At 72.3% G+C, this 17,233-nt stretch carries 13 protein-coding genes and 1 pseudogene; 10 read left to right on the forward strand and 4 right to left on the reverse strand.

The annotated features are described in order from the left end of the window. The first annotated feature begins 47 nt into the window (after window positions 1-47). The 5 genes from AB0H84_RS28185 (at window position 48) to AB0H84_RS28205 (ending at window position 6,319) form a co-directional block, all read left to right on the forward strand. Window positions 48-1,181, forward strand: coding sequence for a HupE/UreJ family protein (locus AB0H84_RS28185; protein WP_357610323.1), 1,134 nt, complete (start codon window positions 48-50; stop codon window positions 1,179-1,181). A gap of 111 nt (window positions 1,182-1,292) precedes the next feature. Continuing rightward, on the forward strand, window positions 1,293-2,063 hold the full coding sequence (locus tag AB0H84_RS28190; protein ID WP_357610324.1) for an SDR family oxidoreductase: 771 nt from the start codon (window positions 1,293-1,295) through the stop codon (window positions 2,061-2,063). A 25-nt stretch (window positions 2,064-2,088) separates the two neighbouring features. Then, window positions 2,089-5,049, forward strand: a complete 2,961-nt coding sequence (locus tag AB0H84_RS28195) for a BTAD domain-containing putative transcriptional regulator (RefSeq protein ID WP_357610327.1) — start codon at window positions 2,089-2,091, stop codon at window positions 5,047-5,049. Between the two features lie 35 nt (window positions 5,050-5,084). Next, complete coding sequence (locus tag AB0H84_RS28200) at window positions 5,085-5,804, forward strand: methyltransferase (RefSeq protein WP_357610330.1); 720 nt, start codon at window positions 5,085-5,087, stop codon at window positions 5,802-5,804. A gap of 38 nt (window positions 5,805-5,842) precedes the next feature. Further along, entirely contained in the window at window positions 5,843-6,319 is a 477-nt protein-coding gene (locus AB0H84_RS28205) for a hypothetical protein (protein ID WP_357610333.1), read from the forward strand. A gap of 404 nt (window positions 6,320-6,723) precedes the next feature. Here AB0H84_RS28205 and lanL read toward each other — a convergent pair whose 3' ends face one another. Together lanL and AB0H84_RS28215 are read right to left on the reverse strand one after the other, a co-directional pair. Beyond that, window positions 6,724-9,519, reverse strand: coding sequence for a class IV lanthionine synthetase LanL (lanL, locus tag AB0H84_RS28210; protein WP_357610336.1), 2,796 nt, complete (start codon window positions 9,517-9,519; stop codon window positions 6,724-6,726). A 113-nt stretch (window positions 9,520-9,632) separates the two neighbouring features. Next, window positions 9,633-9,803, reverse strand: a complete 171-nt coding sequence (locus tag AB0H84_RS28215) for an SflA family class IV lanthipeptide (RefSeq protein ID WP_357610339.1) — start codon at window positions 9,801-9,803, stop codon at window positions 9,633-9,635. A 290-nt stretch (window positions 9,804-10,093) separates the two neighbouring features. Here AB0H84_RS28215 and AB0H84_RS28220 point away from each other — a divergent pair, with 290 nt between their 5' ends. Then, entirely contained in the window at window positions 10,094-11,998 is a 1,905-nt protein-coding gene (locus AB0H84_RS28220) for an ABC transporter ATP-binding protein (protein WP_357610342.1), read from the forward strand. Then, complete coding sequence (locus AB0H84_RS28225) at window positions 11,995-12,843, forward strand: MauE/DoxX family redox-associated membrane protein (protein ID WP_357610345.1); 849 nt, start codon at window positions 11,995-11,997, stop codon at window positions 12,841-12,843. Before AB0H84_RS28220 ends, AB0H84_RS28225 begins: the two co-directional genes overlap by 4 nt. A 272-nt stretch (window positions 12,844-13,115) precedes the next feature. On the opposite strand, the gene AB0H84_RS28230 is transcribed toward AB0H84_RS28225, so the two are convergent. Then, window positions 13,116-13,607, reverse strand: coding sequence for an Rrf2 family transcriptional regulator (locus AB0H84_RS28230; RefSeq protein ID WP_357610348.1), 492 nt, complete (start codon window positions 13,605-13,607; stop codon window positions 13,116-13,118). A 94-nt stretch (window positions 13,608-13,701) separates the two neighbouring features. Here AB0H84_RS28230 and AB0H84_RS28235 point away from each other — a divergent pair, with 94 nt between their 5' ends. Both AB0H84_RS28235 and AB0H84_RS28240 read left to right on the forward strand, forming a co-directional pair. Continuing rightward, a complete protein-coding gene (locus AB0H84_RS28235; protein ID WP_357610350.1) occupies window positions 13,702-14,448 on the forward strand; it encodes an NAD(P)H-binding protein in 747 nt (248 codons plus the stop codon). 19 nt (window positions 14,449-14,467) lie between these two features. Then, window positions 14,468-14,608 carry a hypothetical protein gene (locus AB0H84_RS28240; RefSeq protein WP_357610352.1) on the forward strand — a complete coding sequence of 47 codons (141 nt, stop codon included), beginning with the start codon at window positions 14,468-14,470 and terminating at the stop codon, window positions 14,606-14,608. 129 nt (window positions 14,609-14,737) lie between these two features. On the opposite strand, the gene AB0H84_RS28245 is transcribed toward AB0H84_RS28240, so the two are convergent. After that, window positions 14,738-15,388 (reverse strand): TetR family transcriptional regulator, encoded by a 651-nt coding sequence (locus AB0H84_RS28245; protein WP_357610355.1) that lies wholly within the window; start codon window positions 15,386-15,388, stop codon window positions 14,738-14,740. A 168-nt stretch (window positions 15,389-15,556) separates the two neighbouring features. Here AB0H84_RS28245 and AB0H84_RS28250 point away from each other — a divergent pair. Beyond that, window positions 15,557-17,071 (forward strand): annotated as a pseudogene (locus AB0H84_RS28250) (MFS transporter); the annotation flags it as partial. Window positions 17,072-17,233 lie beyond the last annotated feature (162 nt).

A 17,233-nucleotide genomic window follows, 5' to 3' on the forward strand; every position in this document is an offset into this window, starting at 1 on the left:
GACCGGGTCCGGGGCGGCGTTCCCCCCTCTGATCTGGAGAAACAGACATGCCTCGCAGGCAGTGGCTGTTCGCCGTCGTCCTCGCCATCGTCGTGGGCGGCGTGCTGGCCGACCTCGTCCACCCCGCCCCGGCGGCGGCGCACGACGCGACCACGACCGCGCACGCCGAGGTGACCGGCTCGGGCGCGAACGTCAGGGTCGTGCTCGACCTCGAGTACGACCTGCTCATGAAGTCGGCCTGGCTCTACGCGGAGGCCTATGAGGCGAAGGAGCGGGCCGAGCAGCTCCGCCAGCTCAAGCTCAACCGGGACGCCGTCATCGACTATGTGACGCGCCGCTTCGACGTGGCGTACGACGACAAGTCGTGCGCCCCCACGACGGTGGGCGACGCGGACGTGCGCCCGCGCGGCAGGACCACCTTCGCGGTGCTGACCCTCGCCTACGCCTGCCAGGGCGAGGCGGGGGGAGTGCACGCGATCTCGAGCGCGCTCTTCCCCGACAACGAGAGCTTCGTCCACAGCACCAAGACCATGGTCCGGTACGACCTCGACGGCGAGACGAGCTCCGCGGTCCTCGACGCCGGGAACCCGACCGTGCGCGTCGGCGAGCGCCCGGCGTCGCACCAGGCCGGGGAGTTCTTCCTGCTCGGCGCCGAGCACCTGCTGTCCGGCCTCGACCACATCCTCTTCCTGGTCGCCCTGCTCATCGGCGCGCGGCGCCTGCGCGACGTCGTCGTCACGGCCTCCGCCTTCACGGTCGCCCACAGCATCACGTTCCTGCTGGCGGCGATGGGCGTCGTGGACGTACCGGGAGCGATCGTCGAGCCGGTCATCGCGGCGTCGATCATCGTCGTCGCGGTCGCCAACCTCCTGGGCCGCCAGGAGGACAAACTGGGCAGATGGCGGCTGCCGATCGTGTTCGCCTTCGGCCTGATCCACGGGCTGGGCTTCGCGGGCGCGCTGGACATCAAGGAGAGCGGGTCGTGGCAGCTGCTCCTGTCGCTCCTGAGCTTCAACGTCGGCATCGAGGTGACCCAGCTCGCCATCATCGCGCTGCTCTTCCCCCTACTGGTGCTGCTCCGCCGCACCTCCGCGGCCCGGTGGGCGGTGGCCGCGCTGTCGCTCCCCATCGTGGCGGTCAGCCTGTACTGGTTCTTCGACCGCATCCCGCTGCCACTCTGACGGCCCGGGGCGGGGCGGTGAGCCGGCGGTGAGCGGGCGGTGAGCGGGTGACGCCATCGTCATCCCATCGCCGGATCCGCCGAGGACCCGGCCGTCGAACGAGGAGTGGCAATGAACGTTCTGACCGGCAAGACCGCGCTGGTGACGGGTGGTTCCCGGGGCATCGGCCGGGCGGTCGCGCTGCGGCTGGCCGCCGACGGCGCCGAGGTCGCGGTCCACTACGGCGGCAACGAGGAGGCCGCCAAGGAGACCGTGGCGCGGATCGAGGAGGCGGGCGGCCGGGCGTTCGCCGTACGGGCGCGGTTCGGCGAGGTCGGTGCGATGGACGAGCTGTTCGAGGGCCTGACCGCCGGGCTGGCGGGACGCGGGCTGGACATCCTGGTCAACAACGCGGGCATCGCCTCGGTCAACCCGATCTCGCAGGTCACCCCCGAGGAGCTGGACCGCCTCCTGGCGGTCAACGTCACCACGCCGTTCTTCGTCATCCAGCGGGCCCTGTCGCTGCTGAACGACGGCGGCCGCATCATCAACATGGGCTCGACGGCCAGCAGGTTCGCCGTCACCATGCAGATCGGCTACACCATCACCAAGGCGGCCCTGGAGTCGATGGCCCCGACGCTGGCCAACGAGCTCGGCGGGCGCGGCATCACGGTGAACACCGTCGCGCCCGGCGCGGTGCGGACCGACATGACCGCCGGCTACAACTCCATCCCCGAGGTGGTGGCCGAACTGGAGGCGATCACCGCGCTCGGCCGGCTCGGCGAGCCGGAGGACGTGGCCGACGTCGTCGGCTTCCTGGCCGGCCCGCAGGGCCGGTGGGTGACCGGCCAGACCGTCGACGTGTCCGGCGGGACCTACCTGGGCCCGATCGCGAGGGCATGATCCTGGCCGGTGGATAATCACCGGCATGCGGTTCGCAATCCTGGGCGAGACTCGGGCGTGGCGCGACGACGGGACGGAAGTGCCGCTGGGCGGCCCGGCCCGCCGCGCGCTGCTGGCCCTGCTGCTGCTTCGGCCCCGCGAGGTCGTGTCGGCCGACCGGCTGGCCGACGAGATCGACCCGAACGGCGCGCTGTCGGCGCACGCGCTGCAGTCCCAGGTGTCCCGGCTGCGGACGGCGCTGGGCTCGGCGCCCCTGATCGAGCGGGCCGGGGCGGGCTACCGGATCGCGGTCGACGACGATGACGTGGACGCCTGCCGGTTCGAGCGGCTGGCGCAGGAGGGCCGGGCCGCGCTGGGCGACGGCGACGCCGCACGGGCGGTCACGCTGCTGCGCGAGGCGCTGGAGCTGTGGCAGGGGCCGGCGCTGGCCGGCCTGGCCGAGAGCCGTACCGCCCAGGCCGCCGCCGTACGGCTGGAGGAGCGCCGGCTCGGAGCGCTCGAGGACCGGATCGAGGGCGAGCTGCGGCTCGGCGAGCACCGCGCGGCCGTGGCGGAGCTCCGCGAGCTGGTCGGCCGGCATCCGCTCAGGGAACGGCTGGCGGGGCTGCTGATGCGGGCGCTGTTCGCCGAGGGCGGGCAGGCCGCGGCGCTGGTGGTGTTCGAGGAGACCAGGCGGCACCTGGCCGACGAGCTGGGCGCCGACCCTTCGGCCGAGCTGGTCGCGCTCCACCGGGAGCTGCTGAGCGCCGGCCCCTCCCCGTCGCCCGCAGCGCCGCCCGCCCAGCTGACGTCCTTCGTCGGCCGCGCCGGGGAGGTGGCCGAGGTCGCCGGGCTGCTGCGCGTGGCCCGGCTGGTCACGCTGGCCGGTCCCGGCGGGGTCGGCAAGACCCGGCTGTCGGTCGAGGTGGCCGCCGCCGCGGCGGACGACGTGTGCTTCGTGGAGCTGGCGCCGCTCCGTGACGGCGGCGCGCTGGCGCAGGTGCTGCTGGGCGCGCTGGGCCTGCGTGAGAACGGGCTCCACCTGGGCGACGGCGGGCAGCACCCGGTCGACCGCCTGATCGGGGCGCTGTCGGACCGGCTGCTCCTGCTCGTCCTGGACAACTGCGAGCACCTGGTCGAAGAGGCCGCCACGCTGGTGGCGCGGCTGCTGGCGGCCTGCCCCCGGCTGCGGGTCCTGGCGACGAGCAGGGAGCCGCTCGGCATCATCGGCGAGCACCTCTGGCAGGTGCGGCCGCTCGACGACGAGGCGGCCGCGCGGCTGTTCACCGATCGGGCCCAAGCCGTGCGGCGCGGCTTCGCGGGCGACCCCCGGACGGTACGGCGGATCTGCGCCGCCCTCGACAACCTGCCGCTGGCCATCGAGCTGGCGGCGGCGCGCCTGCGTTCGCTGCACATCGACGACCTCGCGGGACGGCTCGACGACCGGCTCGCCGTCGCGGCCCGCGGCAGCCGCACGGCCGACGAGCGGCATCGGACGCTGCGCTCGGTGGTCGCCTGGAGCTGGGAGCTGCTGTCCGAGCCCGAGCAGCGGGCCGCGCGGTGGTTCACGGTCTTCGCCGGGGGAGCGACGGCCGAGTCCGCGCGGCGGGTGTGCGGCACCGACGGCGAGACGCTGGAGTCGCTGGCCGACAAGTCGCTGCTGGAGGTCTCGGGCGGCCGCTACCGCATGCTGGAGACGATCCGCGCGTACGGCGCCGAACGGCTCGACGCGGCCGGCGAGCGCGAGCCGGCCCGCCGTGCCCACGCCCGGTACGTCCTGGAGCTGGTGCGGAGCGCGGACCCGCAGCTGCGGCAGGCCGGACAGCTGGAGTGGCTGGCGGTCCTGGCGGCCGAGCACGCCGACCTGCTGGCGGCCGTGCGTTGGGCGGTCGAGGCACGGGAGGTGGAGACGGCCCTGCGGCTGCTCGCGTCGGCCTCGACGTACCTGTGGATCCGCGGCGCGGCCGCCTCGGTGGCGCCACAGGCGATCGCGCTGCTGGACCACCTGGGCGCCGCGGATTCCGTGGGCACTGCGGGTTCCTTGGGCACTGCGGGTTCCGTGGGCACTGCGGATTCCGCAAGCGCCGCGCTCCCGGACGGGCTCGGCGAGGAGTACGTGGCGTGCGTCCTGCTCGCGGCGTCCGGCGAGGCCGGGCGGCCGGTGTGGCGGCGGCACCACGCGCAGGCCGAGAAGGCGCTGGCCGCCGCGTGGTCGGGTGCCGGGCCGGGCCGCTATCCGGCCGTCCTGCTGTCGTGGATGATGCGGGACGCGAGCGAGGCCGACCGGCACGGCGCGTTCGCGCTCGTCTCGTCGCAGCGCGACCGCCCAGAGCCGTGGGTACGTGCGGTCGCCGAGTACGTACGGGGATACGGGCTTCTCGGTGAGGGCGACGTCGTGGCGGCGGAGCGCGGCTTCGGCGCGGCCGCCGAGGGTTTCCGCTCGCTCGGAGACCGGTGGGGCACCGCGCTCGCGCTGGACACGCTGGCGAGTCTGGCGGGCGCGCGTGGTGATCGCGCGACGGCCATCGGGCTCACCGACGAGGCGCTCACTCTCACCGACCAGCTCGGCGCCCTCGAGGACAGCGCCGACCTGCTGGTCAACCGGGGCGATCACCGCGCCGGCGACGACGCGGCGGCGGCCCGCGCCGACTATGCGAAGGCCGCCGAGCTCGCCCGCCGCGCCGGCAGCGCCGCCGGCCTGGCGGCCGCGCTCCGCGGGCTCGGCGACATCGCCCTGCTGGAGCAGGACCTGGCCCAGGCGGAGCGGCTGTACGCGGAGGCCCTCGAACGGATGGACCCGTACTGGATCAGAAGCCTCGGCAACCGGGTGCGCGCGCTCGCCGGGCTCGGTCGCGTCGCCGAGGCGCGTGGCGACCGCGCGGCGGCCCGGTCGCGATACCAGGAGATCGCCGAGTCGGCGGCCATGATCGGAGCCGCCACCCCGGACGCGCTGCGTCTGATGGGCCTGCCGGAAAGCCTCGTCGAGGCGGTCATTCTGCTGCGGTGAGCTCCGCCGGGGCGGCGATCGTCTAGGTTTTGGTCATGAGCCAGCACGAGGAAGATCCGCACCCCGCCGGCTACACCCCCATGGTCGCTCCGGAGCAGGCCGAGCTCATCCGCCGCTGGCACGAGCGGGCCTACGAGGCCGCCAGGGCCGAGGCCGCCGGCGACCAGACGTTCGCCTATCTCGGCAGGACCGTGGTCGTCCCGCCGCAGGTGCAGCCGATCACGGGGATGTCGCACCTGCTGGGCGAGGCTGTCCTGGCCGAGGTACGGGCGGGGGACCGCGTCCTGGACATGGGCACCGGCAGCGGCGTCAACGCCGTACTGGCCGCCTCGACCGCCGAACAGGTGCTGGCGGTCGACATCAACCCCGTGGCCGTCGAGGCCGCACGTGCCAACGCCGAGCGCAACGGCGTCGCCGACCGGGTCGAGGTCCGGCTCAGCGACGTGTTCTCCGACGTCGACGGGCGGTTCGATCTGATCGTCTTCGATCCGCCGTTCCGCTGGTTCGCCCCGCGCGACCTGCTCGAGGCCGCCACGACCGACGAGAACTACCGGGCCATGACCACCTTCTTCCGTCAGGCCAGAGACCATCTCACCCCGACAGGCCGAATGCTGATCTCCTTCGGCAGCTCCGGAGACCTTCCGTACCTCAGGCATCTGATGGACGAGCAGGGCTTCGACGTGGAGATCGTCGCTCGGCAGGAGCTGACCAAGGACGGCCGGTCGGTCAGCTACTACACCTTCCGCGTGGCCTGAGCCATGACCATCAGTCCCCTCCCGAGATGGAAGCCCGCATGACCGTCACTCCCGCGCAATTGCGTGCCTTCGCGAGCCGCGCCGAGGCGCTCACCGCCGAGATCAGGGAACTCTGCGGCAGCGCCCCGGCCGAACCGGCCGAGCGCGAACACCTCCGGACCGCCCTGCACGCGGCGGACTGGCTGGCCAGAGGCGCCGAGGACCTGCAGCACGCGGCCGAGGACCTGGCCAGGCTCAGGTCCCAGCCGTTGTGCGGCTTCGGATGGGGCGTCTGCCCGGAGCACGGCAACACCCTCTCCTCCCGCGCCGGCGTCGCCACGTGCCGGGTGTGCCGCCGTACGTGGAACTACGACCGGCTCGGCCAGCCGTGCCGCGAGCCGGTGACGTGGAAGGTGACCGACCCGGCCGGGACGGAGACGAGGATGTGCGACGGGCACGTCCTCGGCGCCCGCGCGGCCATGGGGAACGCCACCTTCATACGTCTCGACGCGGGGGCCTTCGACGAGCAGATGTAGCCTCGTGCGGCGTAGTGCCCCCGCGACGGCCAGGCCGTCCGCGATCAGAACGTCGGTCGGAGGTCAGCCCTCCATGGCGATCGCGGCGGCCGGGCAGACGTCGGCCCTTGTGCACGGTCCGCAGCTCGGTGCGGGCCGGCGACCGGCCGAGGCAGGCATGCGGCCCCGAAGATCAGGTGCGGGTTGGAGGAGCGGGTCAGGTCCATCTCGGCGGCTTCTCGAACGCGTCCTCGTCCCGGTCGGCCGCCGGCAGGCTGCAGACGACGATGGTGCAGCCCCGACCCCTCGGCAGCGTGGTGTCGGCGACCGCGGCGGACGGCCCGCTACGGCAGGGACTGCGGTGCGGAGCTGGAAGCCGCCGGCGGGTATGGCGCGGTCCTCCCGTTCCATCTCCCGCCCGCCGCTTATCCCACCGCCGCGTGCGCTGCCCGGTCCGCTGCGGGCAACTGCCAGTCGGCCGTCCACAGCCGTGTGCCCGAGCGGCGGTCGAGGCGGCGCAGGAACGACAGGACGCCCGCGGTGCCGGTGCTCCAGGTGTAGGCCGCCTTGTCGAGGTCGTTACCGGGGAAGACCGGCTGCGCCGGCTCGCCGCCGGCCCGTACCAGCATCCGCTCGGCGATGTCCTCGGCGTGGCGCCAGTAGCCGTCATCGCCTGTGACCATCGCCAGATCGATCAGAGCTTCGCCGATGCCCGCCAGGCCGCAGCACTGAGAGACCACCCAGGCCTGCGGGGCGACGACCAGGCATGCCCGCGCGCCCCGCTCGGCCAGCTCCAGGTAGCGGTCAACGCCGAACGCGCGGGCCGCCCGGGCCAGCGTGCCGGTGATGCCCGACATGCCCTGGCACCAGGAGGCCCCCATGGCCCGGGCATCAGGGCCGTGCAACTCGCCGATCAGTGCCTCGGCCTGGTCGGCCAGCGCCGCCAGCCGCTCCTGAGCCGCCTCGCCGGCCGCTCGGTTGCCGGTTGCCTGGTGGTAGGAGAGCAGGAAGTCCGCGCAGCCCGCGTCGCCGTGGGCGTACGCCGTATCGACCGACACGCCGGAGCCGGGCTGGGCGGGTGCCACGGCGTCCTGCGACCGCGTGACCTCACCAGCGATCAGCAGCCGGGCGCACTCGGCGGCGATCCGTAGATGCCGGGCATCGCTGGGGTCGAGGGCGGCCAGGGCCAAATGGCCCGAGCCGATGCCTGCCACGCCGTGTGCCTGGTCGGCCCGCTGCGGACCGTCGAGGGTGACTGGTGCCGGCGCCGCCAGTTCCGGTGCGGCGCTCAGACGGGCCGCGGTCAGGAACAGCGCGGTGCCGGTACGGCCGAAGTACAGCGAGGGCGGGAGCTTGGCGGGCGGCATCACGCGGGCCGTCCACCGGGCCAGGTCGGCGGCCACGGCCTTGGTCTCCGGGTGGTGCAGCAGTTCCATGCCGACTCCGGCACTGCCGCCGTAGACGTTGGTCACAGGCGGGCTCTCCCTACGGGCGTCCTCGGGCGCGGTCATCAACTGCTCGGCGAAGGCCGCGCACTCGCGCACGGTGTGGTCGAGCGCCTTGGACAGCAGTTCGCCGGTGAGGCTGGGCGGGGAGGGCAGCTTCCACCGTCTCGCCTGCCGATGTTCGGTGGCGGGCCGCCCGTCGCCGAGGCCGGTCACGGCGGGCAGGGGGCGCGGCGGGTCGGCAGGAACCGGTCCGTGCGCGGATCTGAGCTCGGCGGCGGCGGCAGTGCGGTCGGTGGGGTCGAGGCTCAGCAGGCCGGGCAGCAGACCGAGGACGCCCGTCGTGACGTCCGGGAACATCCCCGCCAGGCACATGAGCGTGCGCTCGACGTTGCGGACCGGGTCCGGGCCGATCATGATCGGGTTCATCCCGGTGGCCGCGAAGAACAGGGTGGCGCCCAGCGAGAAGTAGTCGTCGGCGGGCACGGATTCACGGTCGGTGTGCTGGTCGGGAACGCTGTAGCCGCGGCTCCAGCCGGGCAGCTGCAGCCCGTCGTACCTGCTGTTGCCGAAGTCGATCAGGGTGCAGCGGCCGTCCTCGCCGAGCACGACGTTCTTGGGCGACAGGTCGCGAATGACGACGCCGTGCGCGTGCACCGCGTCGATCACCTCCAGCAGTCGGACGGCGAGTGTGCCGAGGTCGCGCTCGCCGGTGGCGGACTCCCTGGTGAACAGGCCGTTCTCCGCGACGAATCGGTTGAGGTCGCGGCTGCCCGCGTCGGTCATGACGAGGAACTCGTCCTCGCCGTGGCGGAAGTGGTCGATCGGCTGCGGTACGCCTGCCACGCCCCTGAGCGCCTGCAGGACGCGCAGCTCGTTGCGGAGGTACATCCGCAGGTCCCAGCCCTCGATGTTCTCCCCGACGTACGCGCGGGCCTCCTTGACCACGACCCGCCTTCCGGCGGCGTCGGTGGCGCGGTAGACGTTTCCGCGCGGGCCACGCACGACGCCGGACGTCACGCGGTACCGGCCGCCGATGAGCCGCCCGCTGCCGCCGTCGGCGGACTGCCCGGTGGTCTGCCCGGTGGTCTGCCCGGTGGTCTGCGCGGTGGTCTGCCCGGTGGTCTGCGCGGTGGTCTGCGCGGGCGGCAGTGTTCCCAGCGACGGCCGTTCTTCCGGCTCCGACGGGCCGGCCCCGGCAGGCTCCGTGGGGCGGAACGGGTCGGTGGCCCAGGGCGGACAGGTGAACTCGGGACCGGCCGCGCCCGGCAGTTGCTCGCCATCCGGCCCGATCACGATCAGCTCGAAGTCGCCGTTCTCGTCCACGCGGTACTGCGGGGCGAACGGGGCATACCTGTAGTACACCGGAGCATCGGGGCGGACCCGCCGATCGCTGACTATGCGCGGGGCCGACAGCCCGGACAGGGCGTCGGCGAGGGCGTGGCCCAGCTCTACCACCGCGTCCTGCTCTGGATAGATCGTCATGGCCTTGCCCACGGCTCCCGGGTCCACGTCGCCGGAGTTGAGCTCCATGAGCCTGTGGGTGGAGCGGGCGACCTTGAAGGCGCAGCCGGTGCCGGCCAAGATCGGCAACGCGCGGTCGAGGGTGTCGTTGAGGGTGCCGGGACGTGCGGAAATATGAATTTTCCAACCCTGCAACGGAATGTCGTGGCGAGGATCGTGAACACTGATCCAGGTGTCGTCCTCGTATATTTCCCTACCATTCGAATCTGCAAATTGGGTAAGGCGGTCGAGCACATTGAAGTCCACGGTCATCCCTCGTAACGGAGCGCATTTGCCTAATATGAGGAAAAGGCCATCAGAGCATCGTCGACGGCCTTTCCCAAGCACATCTCGTCACCACGCGTCACCGCGTGGGATCAGGCGCTTCACACAATGGACGGGCAGCAGGGGAAGCTGCTGCAGACCGTACGCTTGCAGGTGTTGACACAGGCCTGAGGGCCGTGGAGCAGCTTGTCCAGCTCGCCTTCGAAGTCGACGGCGAGGTCTTCGTACTCCAGGACTCCGGCGTCGCGGGGCTCCAGTGCGAGGACCGACATAAGGGCTCCTTCCTTGGCCGCCTTTGGGCGGCCGACGTTGGGATCCGAGCGTCGGGATGGCGCCGGTAGACGCCTTTCCCGTGCCCTGCCCGTGACGAGGAACCCGCTAGATGTCCCCCGACGCGAGCAAACGGAGGCATTATGTGCATATATCCGGAAGCCTGTCTAGAGGTAGCCGTAACGGCCGAAAATGTATTTACATGCACCTTTACACCGGGAGTTCGATCTTCTAGATTGACGTGCGTGATGGGGGGATCTTCGGCGTGCCGGTCTCGGAACAGCGCCCTCGCGTGAGGCTCTGGCGGCGCGGACGCAGGACGAGCGTCCCGGACGATCGGTCGGGGCTCGTGGCCCAGTACTGGGAGAGCCACGACGAACACCTGCTGACCGCCACCCTCGCTACGATCGCCCGCAGACTGCCGTCCTTGGTGGCCGCCGCGCTGCGGATGGCGTGGCAGGCCAGTCCTCGCGACACGGCCGTGGCCCTGGTGGGCAACCTCGCGGCCGGCGTCTTCACGGTCTTCGGCTTGGTGGCCACCTCCGACGTGCTGGCCTCGCTTCTGGCCGCCGGTCCCACACTCGATCGGGTATGGACCGCGCTGCCCTCGCTGCTGCTCGTGGCCGGTGCCACCGGGTTGCGCGGAGCGCTGCTGGCCGGTGCCGGATGGGCGCAGGCCCGGCTCAAGCCGCTGGTCGAACGGCTGGCTGAGACCCGCCTGTTCGAGCTGACCACCCGGGTGGAGCTGGCCGCGTTCGACGACCACGACTTCCACAACGCGATGCGGCGGGCCCGCGACAGCGGCGTCCCCGACACCGCCACCGTGGTGGAGACGACGATCGCCGTGGTCACCGGCGCGGTGGGCGTGCTGGCCTCGGCCGTGGCGCTCGGCCTGATGCACCCGATCCTCATGCCGTTGCTGCTGGTCGCCGCCGTGCCGGCGGGATGGGCCGCAGTACGCATGGCGCGGCTGGGCTATCAGGCGTTCTACCGGCTGTCCGCCGCGCGGCGGCGCAAGTTCATGCTCTCGGACCTGATGGCCGAGCGGCAGCCCGCCGCCGAAGTGCGGACGTTCACGCTCCGGGACTTCCTGCTTGGCCAGTACGCCAAGGTGGCCGACCTCGAGCAGGACGTTCAGCTCGACGTGGCACGGCGCCGGGCCGCGACCAAGGCGGGCGGCGACCTGCTGACCGGCGTGGCCACGGCGGGCGTGTACGTGGTGCTCGGCGTGCTGCTGGCCGTCGGCGTCATCCCCCTGTCAGTGGCCGGCGCGGCCGTGCTGGCGATCAGGACCGGACAGGTCTCGCTCACCGCCCTGATCCAGACCATGAACCGGCTCTATGAGGCAGGCCTCTACTTCGGCGACTACCTGGCCTTCTGCGAGTCCGCCCGGGAGCGCGTCCCCCCGCCGCCGGCAACCCCTGCCGAGTCGGCGCCGTTCCGCCTGCTGACGGCCGAGAACGTCACGTTCACCTACCCCGGCGCCGACCGGCCCGCACTGTCGGGCGTCAGCGTGACGGTCGGCCAGGGCGAGGTCATCGCCCTGGTCGGCGAGAACGGCTCGGGCAAGACGACTCTGGCCAAGCTGCTGGCCGGACTGTACCAACCGCAGGAGGGCACGATCCGCTGGGACGGCGTGGACCTCGACGCGTTCGACGGTGACGCGTTGCGGCAGCGGATCTCCGTGATCGCTCAGGATCACACGCGCTGGCCGCTCACCGTCCGCGAGAACATCGTCATGGGGCGCCCCCTGGAGGAGGACCGGCTTGCCGCCGCCTCCGCCGCGGCGGGCGCCGACGAGGTGGTGGCGCGGCTGCCCGACGGCTACGACGCGCTGCTCGACCGCCGCTTCCGAGGCGGCCACGACCTGTCGGGCGGCCAGTGGCAGCGCATCGCCGCGGCACGCGGTTTCTACCGCGACGATGCCGCGCTGGTCATCTTCGACGAGCCGACTTCGGCCCTGGACGCCCGTGCCGAGCACGTGCTGTTCGAGCGGATCCGCGGCCACGCCCCCGGCCGCACCATCGTGCTCATCACCCACCGGCTGGCCAGCGTCCGCTACGCCGACCGCATCTACGTGCTGGACGGCGGCGCGATCGCTGAACAGGGCACGCACGCAGAACTGATGGAACGTGGCGGCCTGTACGCCGGCCTGTACGAGCTGCAGGCCTCGGCCTACCACCAGACGGTGCCATGATCGTCGCGGAGTCGGCGTACCTCGCCGTGACCGCGGCGCTGCTGGTCGCGGCGCTGGGCAAGCTGCGGGACGTGTCCGGCTTCGCCCGGTCGGTGGCGGGCTATCAGGTGCTGCCGGGCACCCTGGTCAGGCCGGCCGCGGTGGGCGTGCTCGTGGCCGAGCTGGCCGCCGGCGGGCTGCTGCTCGCTACGGGCGGCCGGCGGTGGGGCGCCGTGGTGGCGGCGGTCCTGTTCGCCGCGTTCCTGGCGGCCATGGCCTCTGTGATGTGGCGCCGGATGGCCGTGGACTGCGGGTGCTTCGGCGGCAGCGACCTCGTCGGGACCGGCACGCTGCTGCGTACCGGCCTGCTGCTGGTCCTCGCGGTAACGGCGGCTCTGACCGGGCCTGTCGCGTTCGCGCCCGTCCAGCTTCCGGTGGCGGCGGTCCTGTTCGGGCTGGCCTACCTGCCCGCGCGGCTGCTACGCGCGGAGAGAGCCTCGTACGGACCGCGTCCCGGCACGCGCTTCGCTCTCAACGGCAAGCCGGAGCCGGCCGGCGACCGGACGATGTACGCGTTGGTCTCGCCGGCGTGCGGACTGTGCAAGGCGATGCTGCCGGAGTTCGTCGCGACAGCTGACCGTCTGGATGTCCTGCTGGTCAGCGCGGTCGAGGGATACGGTGGTGCCGGGCTGCCCGTGGTCGTGGACCCGGATGTCTTCGACCGCAACGACATCCCGTGGCCGCCGTACGTGGTGGTGGCCGACCGCGCCGGCACCGTCCTGTCGGCGGGCGGCGCGGCCGATCCGGCACAACTGGAGCAGGTTCTGTCTCGCGCCGAAGCGGTCGCTCCTCGAGACGGGCGTTGACGCGAGGGGACGCCTGTCGTGCTTGGGAGGTGTGCAGCGGATCTGCCACCGCGCAGGTCGTCGGGCGTGAAACCTTCACCGGAGCTCGCGGAGGGTTATTTCACGGGGGCGGTTGAAGGGAGCCTGTGACAACGCGGTTCCCGCTATCCGCAGTGGGTCCGCAGCGCCGAGAAGGTGCTGTGGGTGGCGTAGAAGGTCGCGATGCCGGATAGGTCGCGACATATGGCCCTATGGGAGGTGTTCGGGTGGAGGGGGTCAGACGGGAGCCGAGGTCAGGACGGTGGCTGGTGTCCGGGCGTGCCCGCGAGGCGTGATCGGGTGCGGGCGGGGGTCGACGGCGGCAGGGAGTCGAGGATGTCGGCGAGCGAGACGCCCGCCAGGCTGCTCCGCCACGCGTCGTGCGCCTCGGCCATCTTCTCGGCGAGGACGCAGGTGTTCCGGCAGTCCTCGGGTGGCAGGGCGCCGCGTCCCCGCCGGCGGATCTCGCGGCACTCGTACGGTGACGACGTGCCGTCGACGGCCTCGACGATCTGCAGGAGCGTGATCTCGGAGGCGGGCCGCGCGAGCCGGAACCCGCCTCGCGGGCCGGTCGTCGCGGCCAGCGCGCCGGCCTTGACCAGCGCCTGCAACTGCTTGGCGAGGTAGGGCGCCGGAAGGTCGTAGTACTGCGCGAGCTGTGCCGTCGACGCGGTGGCTCCCGGCTCGAGCTGCGCCAGCGTCGTGGCGCAGTGCAACACCCATTCGGTGCTCACAGGCAGCTTCACGAACCCGAGCTTATCGCAGATATTGTGGACCTATATAGTCCTTGATGCGTCCGTCCGTCACCGAGACGGCGCCAACGAGAATGGGGAGATCATCATGCGGATCGCAGTCGCCGGCGCCACCGGGAACATCGGGGCTCTCACTGTCGCCGCGCTCGAACGGGGCGGGCACGACGTCGTGCGCGTCAGCCGTTCGCTTGGCGTGGACCTGGTGACCGGTGACGGGCTCGACAGCGCCCTCACCGGCGTCGAGGCGGTCATCGACGTCACCAACGGGCCGGCCACCGATCCGGCGGAGGTGGTGGCGTACTTCGGCGCGGCCACGCGGAACCTGCTCGCCGCCGAGGAGCGGGCCGGGGTCCGTCACCACGTGCTGCTGTCGATCGTCGGGATCGATCGGGTCGAGGGCAACGCGCACTACGCCGGCAAGCGGGAGCAGGAGCGCCTGGTGGCCGCCGGTCCGGTGCCGTGGACGATCGTCCCGGCCACCCAGTTCCACGACTTCGCCGCGATGGTCGCGAGCTGGACCGAGCAGGACGGCGTGGCCACGATCGCGCCGCTGCTCGTGCAGCCGATCGCGCCCGCGGACGTGGCCGACGTCCTCGCCGAGGTCGCCGCAGGCGACCCGAAGGGGCGCTACGCCGACGTGGCCGGGCCCGAGCCGCAGGACCTGGTCGACATGGCGCGGCGCACCAACCAGGCGCTCGGCCGTGAGGTGAAGCTCGTGCCGACGTGGTCGGGGTTGTTCGGCCCGTCGATGGCCGGGAACGTGCTGCTGCCCGGCGAGGGCGCCCGCATCACGCCGACCACGTTCGACGAGTGGCTCGCCGCTCAGCAGCGATAGGTGGCCGCGGCCGCCGTGGGTGCGCGCCGCGACCGCCGCATTGCTTCAGGAGCTCGGTCCGGCCGAGCTGGCGACCGTCCCCAAGGTCGCCGACGATCTGGCCAGGGCCATCAGGGCCATCAGGGCCATTGCGCCGCGCGAGGTCCAGTGGCCGTCCTGATCGCGTGGCGCCTCTTCAGGGCCGTTGGGACGCGCCACATCTCATGGCCGTCCCAACCGCACGGCCACGTCATCGGAACCATCGCGACACCGTGACACCCAGTCGCCGCCCTGACCGGGCTGCGCGCCGTCATGAGTCGCGGGTCACGGGCGCCAGCCACAGCCCCACCAGCGCGTCGATCAGGCCGGTTGCCGCGTCGTGCCAGCTGGCCCGCGGCGTGGGGGTGCCTTCGGCGAGAGCGCGTTCGCGTTCGGCGCACATGTGCGTGATCAGCTGGCGGGCCATGTCGCCGCGCTCGGCACGCACTTCGGCGGGCAGCTCGGGCAGGCACCGGTGAAACCCCTCGAGAGTGCGCCGCAGCGAGGGGGAGGAGCGGGTCTCCTCGGCGACGACCGCGCGTAGCGAGGGGTCGGTGACCACCTGCGCGATGAAGCGGGCGTGCCAGGTGGGGGAGTCCAGGGCGGCCAGATGCTCGGTGACCGGGCGGACGAGGCAGGCGGCCCAGCCGCGCACGTCCGCGGAGTCGCCCATGTCGGCCAGCATCCGCTCGCGTATCGCCTCGACCGGCTCGGCGTGTTTGCGGATGATCGCACGTACCAGGTGGGTCTTCGTCCCGAAGTGGTAGCCGACCGCGGCGTTGTTGCCCTGCCCGGCGGCCTCGCTGACCTGACGGTTGGACACGGCGAACACGCCGTGCTCGGCGAACAGCCGCTCCGCCGCCGTCAGGATCCGCTCGCGGGTCACGCTGACCCGATCGGCCCGCTCGGTCTTGCCTGTCATCGTCACCACCGTACCGGAATCTGCCGCGTCCTCCGGCGATCCTGGTTCACGAGGAACCCCCTCCTTCGGATCTGACCGCTGAATCCGTGCTGTTAGGCTTAAGTCAAGCGACTGATTTACCGTATACTTCATCACTCGCCTCCCCAGCCCCCGTAACGGAGTCCCCGCATGGCCAACAGCTCCGCCCGCGCCGCACACGCGGCCGGGCCTCCGCGATCGAGCACCTTCGTGGTGGTGCTCGCCTTCGCCGGCATCGTGGTGTCGTTGATGCAGACCCTGGTGATCCCGCTGATCCCCGAACTTCCCAAGCTTCTGCGGGCCTCGGCGTCCGACGCCACCTGGGCGGTCACCGCGACGCTGCTCGCGAGCGCGGTCGCCACGCCGGTGTGGGGACGGCTGGGGGACATGTACGGCAAACGGCGCATGCTCCTGGTCAACCTGGTCCTGCTGGTCATCGGATCGGCCGTGTGCGCCTTCAGCGACACCCTGACGCCCCTGATCGTCGGGCGGGGCCTGCAGGGCCTGGCGTCCGGCGTCATCCCGCTCGGCATCAGCATCATGCGCGACGAACTGCCCGCCGAGCGGCTCGGCTCCGCCACCGCGCTCATGAGCGCCTCGCTCGGCGTGGGCGGCGCCCTGGGCCTGCCGGCCGCCGCCCTCATCGCCGAGAACGCCGACTGGCACGTGCTGTTCTGGACGGCGGCCGGTCTCGGCGCGGTGGCCCTCATCTTCGTGATCACGCTCGTGCCCGAATCGCCGGTCCGCAGCGGCGGGCGGTTCGACGTGGTCGGAGCCGCCGGGCTGTCGGCCGCGCTGGTGTGCCTGCTGCTGGCCATCTCCAAGGGCGCCGACTGGGGCTGGGGCGACCCTCTCACGATCGGCCTGTTCGTCGCGGCGGTCGTGGTGCTGCTGCTGTGGGGCTGGTGGGAGCTGAGCACCCAGGAGCCGATGGTGGACCTGCGTACCACCGCGCGGCGTCAGGTGCTGTTCACCAACCTCGCCTCCACCATGATGGGCTTCTCGATGTTCGCGATGTCCCTGGTGCTGCCGCAGGTGCTGCAGCTGCCCGCGGCCACCGGTTACGGGCTGGGACAGTCGATGCTGGCCGCGGGCCTGGTGATGGCACCGTCCGGCCTGGTGATGATGGTCATGGCGCCCCTGTCCGCACGGGTCTCCGCGACCATGGGGCCCAAGGTGACCTTGATGATCGGCGCCGTGATCGTCGCCACCGGTTACGGCCTCAACGTCGGGCTGATGTCCGAGATCTGGCATCTCGTCCTCGTCTCCTGCGTCATCGGGGCCGGCATCGGATTCGCGTACGCCTCCATGCCCGCGCTCGTCATGGGGGCCGTGCCGGTGACCGAGACGGCCGCCGCCAACAGCCTCAACACCCTCATGCGCGCCGTCGGCACCTCGGTCTCCAGCGCCGTGGCGGGTGTCGTCCTGGCCCAGCTGACCTTCCGGTTCGGCCCCGTCGACCTGCCCTCCCAGGACGGGTTCCGCGTCGTCATGGGCATCGGCGCGGGCGCGGCCCTGCTCGCCTTCGTGCTCGCCTCCTTCCTCCCGCGCCGAAGCGCCGCCGCAACAGCGAGCCCGCACGGCGCCGCGGCCGGTCCCCACTACGCCGCGGCCGGTGCGAACGCCGCCGCGAGCCCGCACGCCGCCTTTCCCGCCGCGGCGACCGCCGCCACCAGCTTCGAGGCCGAGTCCGCGTACGCGCCGGCGGGCGGCGTGCGGACGGACGGGCTGAACGACGGCGTCGAGATCCGCGGCCTCGTCCGGGGCGATGACGGCCACGCGGTCGGTCACGCCACGCTGACGCTGGTCGACGTGCGTGGTCACCAG

The organism is Nonomuraea sp. NPDC050786 (genome assembly GCF_040654115.1).
Lineage (GTDB): Bacteria > Actinomycetota > Actinomycetes > Streptosporangiales > Streptosporangiaceae > Nonomuraea.

Bases quoted from the DNA above. Each gene is read 5' to 3' on its own strand.
- AB0H84_RS28185 (WP_357610323.1), top strand. From the start codon at position 48: ATGCCTCGCAGGCAGTGGCTGTTCGCCGTCGTCCTCGCCATCGTCGTG.
- AB0H84_RS28190 (WP_357610324.1), top strand. From the start codon at position 1,293: ATGAACGTTCTGACCGGCAAGACCGCGCTGGTGACGGGTGGTTCCCGG.
- AB0H84_RS28195 (WP_357610327.1), top strand. From the start codon at position 2,089: ATGCGGTTCGCAATCCTGGGCGAGACTCGGGCGTGGCGCGACGACGGG.
- AB0H84_RS28200 (WP_357610330.1), top strand. From the start codon at position 5,085: ATGAGCCAGCACGAGGAAGATCCGCACCCCGCCGGCTACACCCCCATG.
- AB0H84_RS28205 (WP_357610333.1), top strand. From the start codon at position 5,843: ATGACCGTCACTCCCGCGCAATTGCGTGCCTTCGCGAGCCGCGCCGAG.
- lanL (WP_357610336.1), bottom strand. From the start codon at position 9,519: ATGACCGTGGACTTCAATGTGCTCGACCGCCTTACCCAATTTGCAGAT.
- AB0H84_RS28215 (WP_357610339.1), bottom strand. From the start codon at position 9,803: ATGTCGGTCCTCGCACTGGAGCCCCGCGACGCCGGAGTCCTGGAGTAC.
- AB0H84_RS28225 (WP_357610345.1), top strand. From the start codon at position 11,995: ATGATCGTCGCGGAGTCGGCGTACCTCGCCGTGACCGCGGCGCTGCTG.
- AB0H84_RS28235 (WP_357610350.1), top strand. From the start codon at position 13,702: ATGCGGATCGCAGTCGCCGGCGCCACCGGGAACATCGGGGCTCTCACT.
- AB0H84_RS28245 (WP_357610355.1), bottom strand. From the start codon at position 15,388: ATGACAGGCAAGACCGAGCGGGCCGATCGGGTCAGCGTGACCCGCGAG.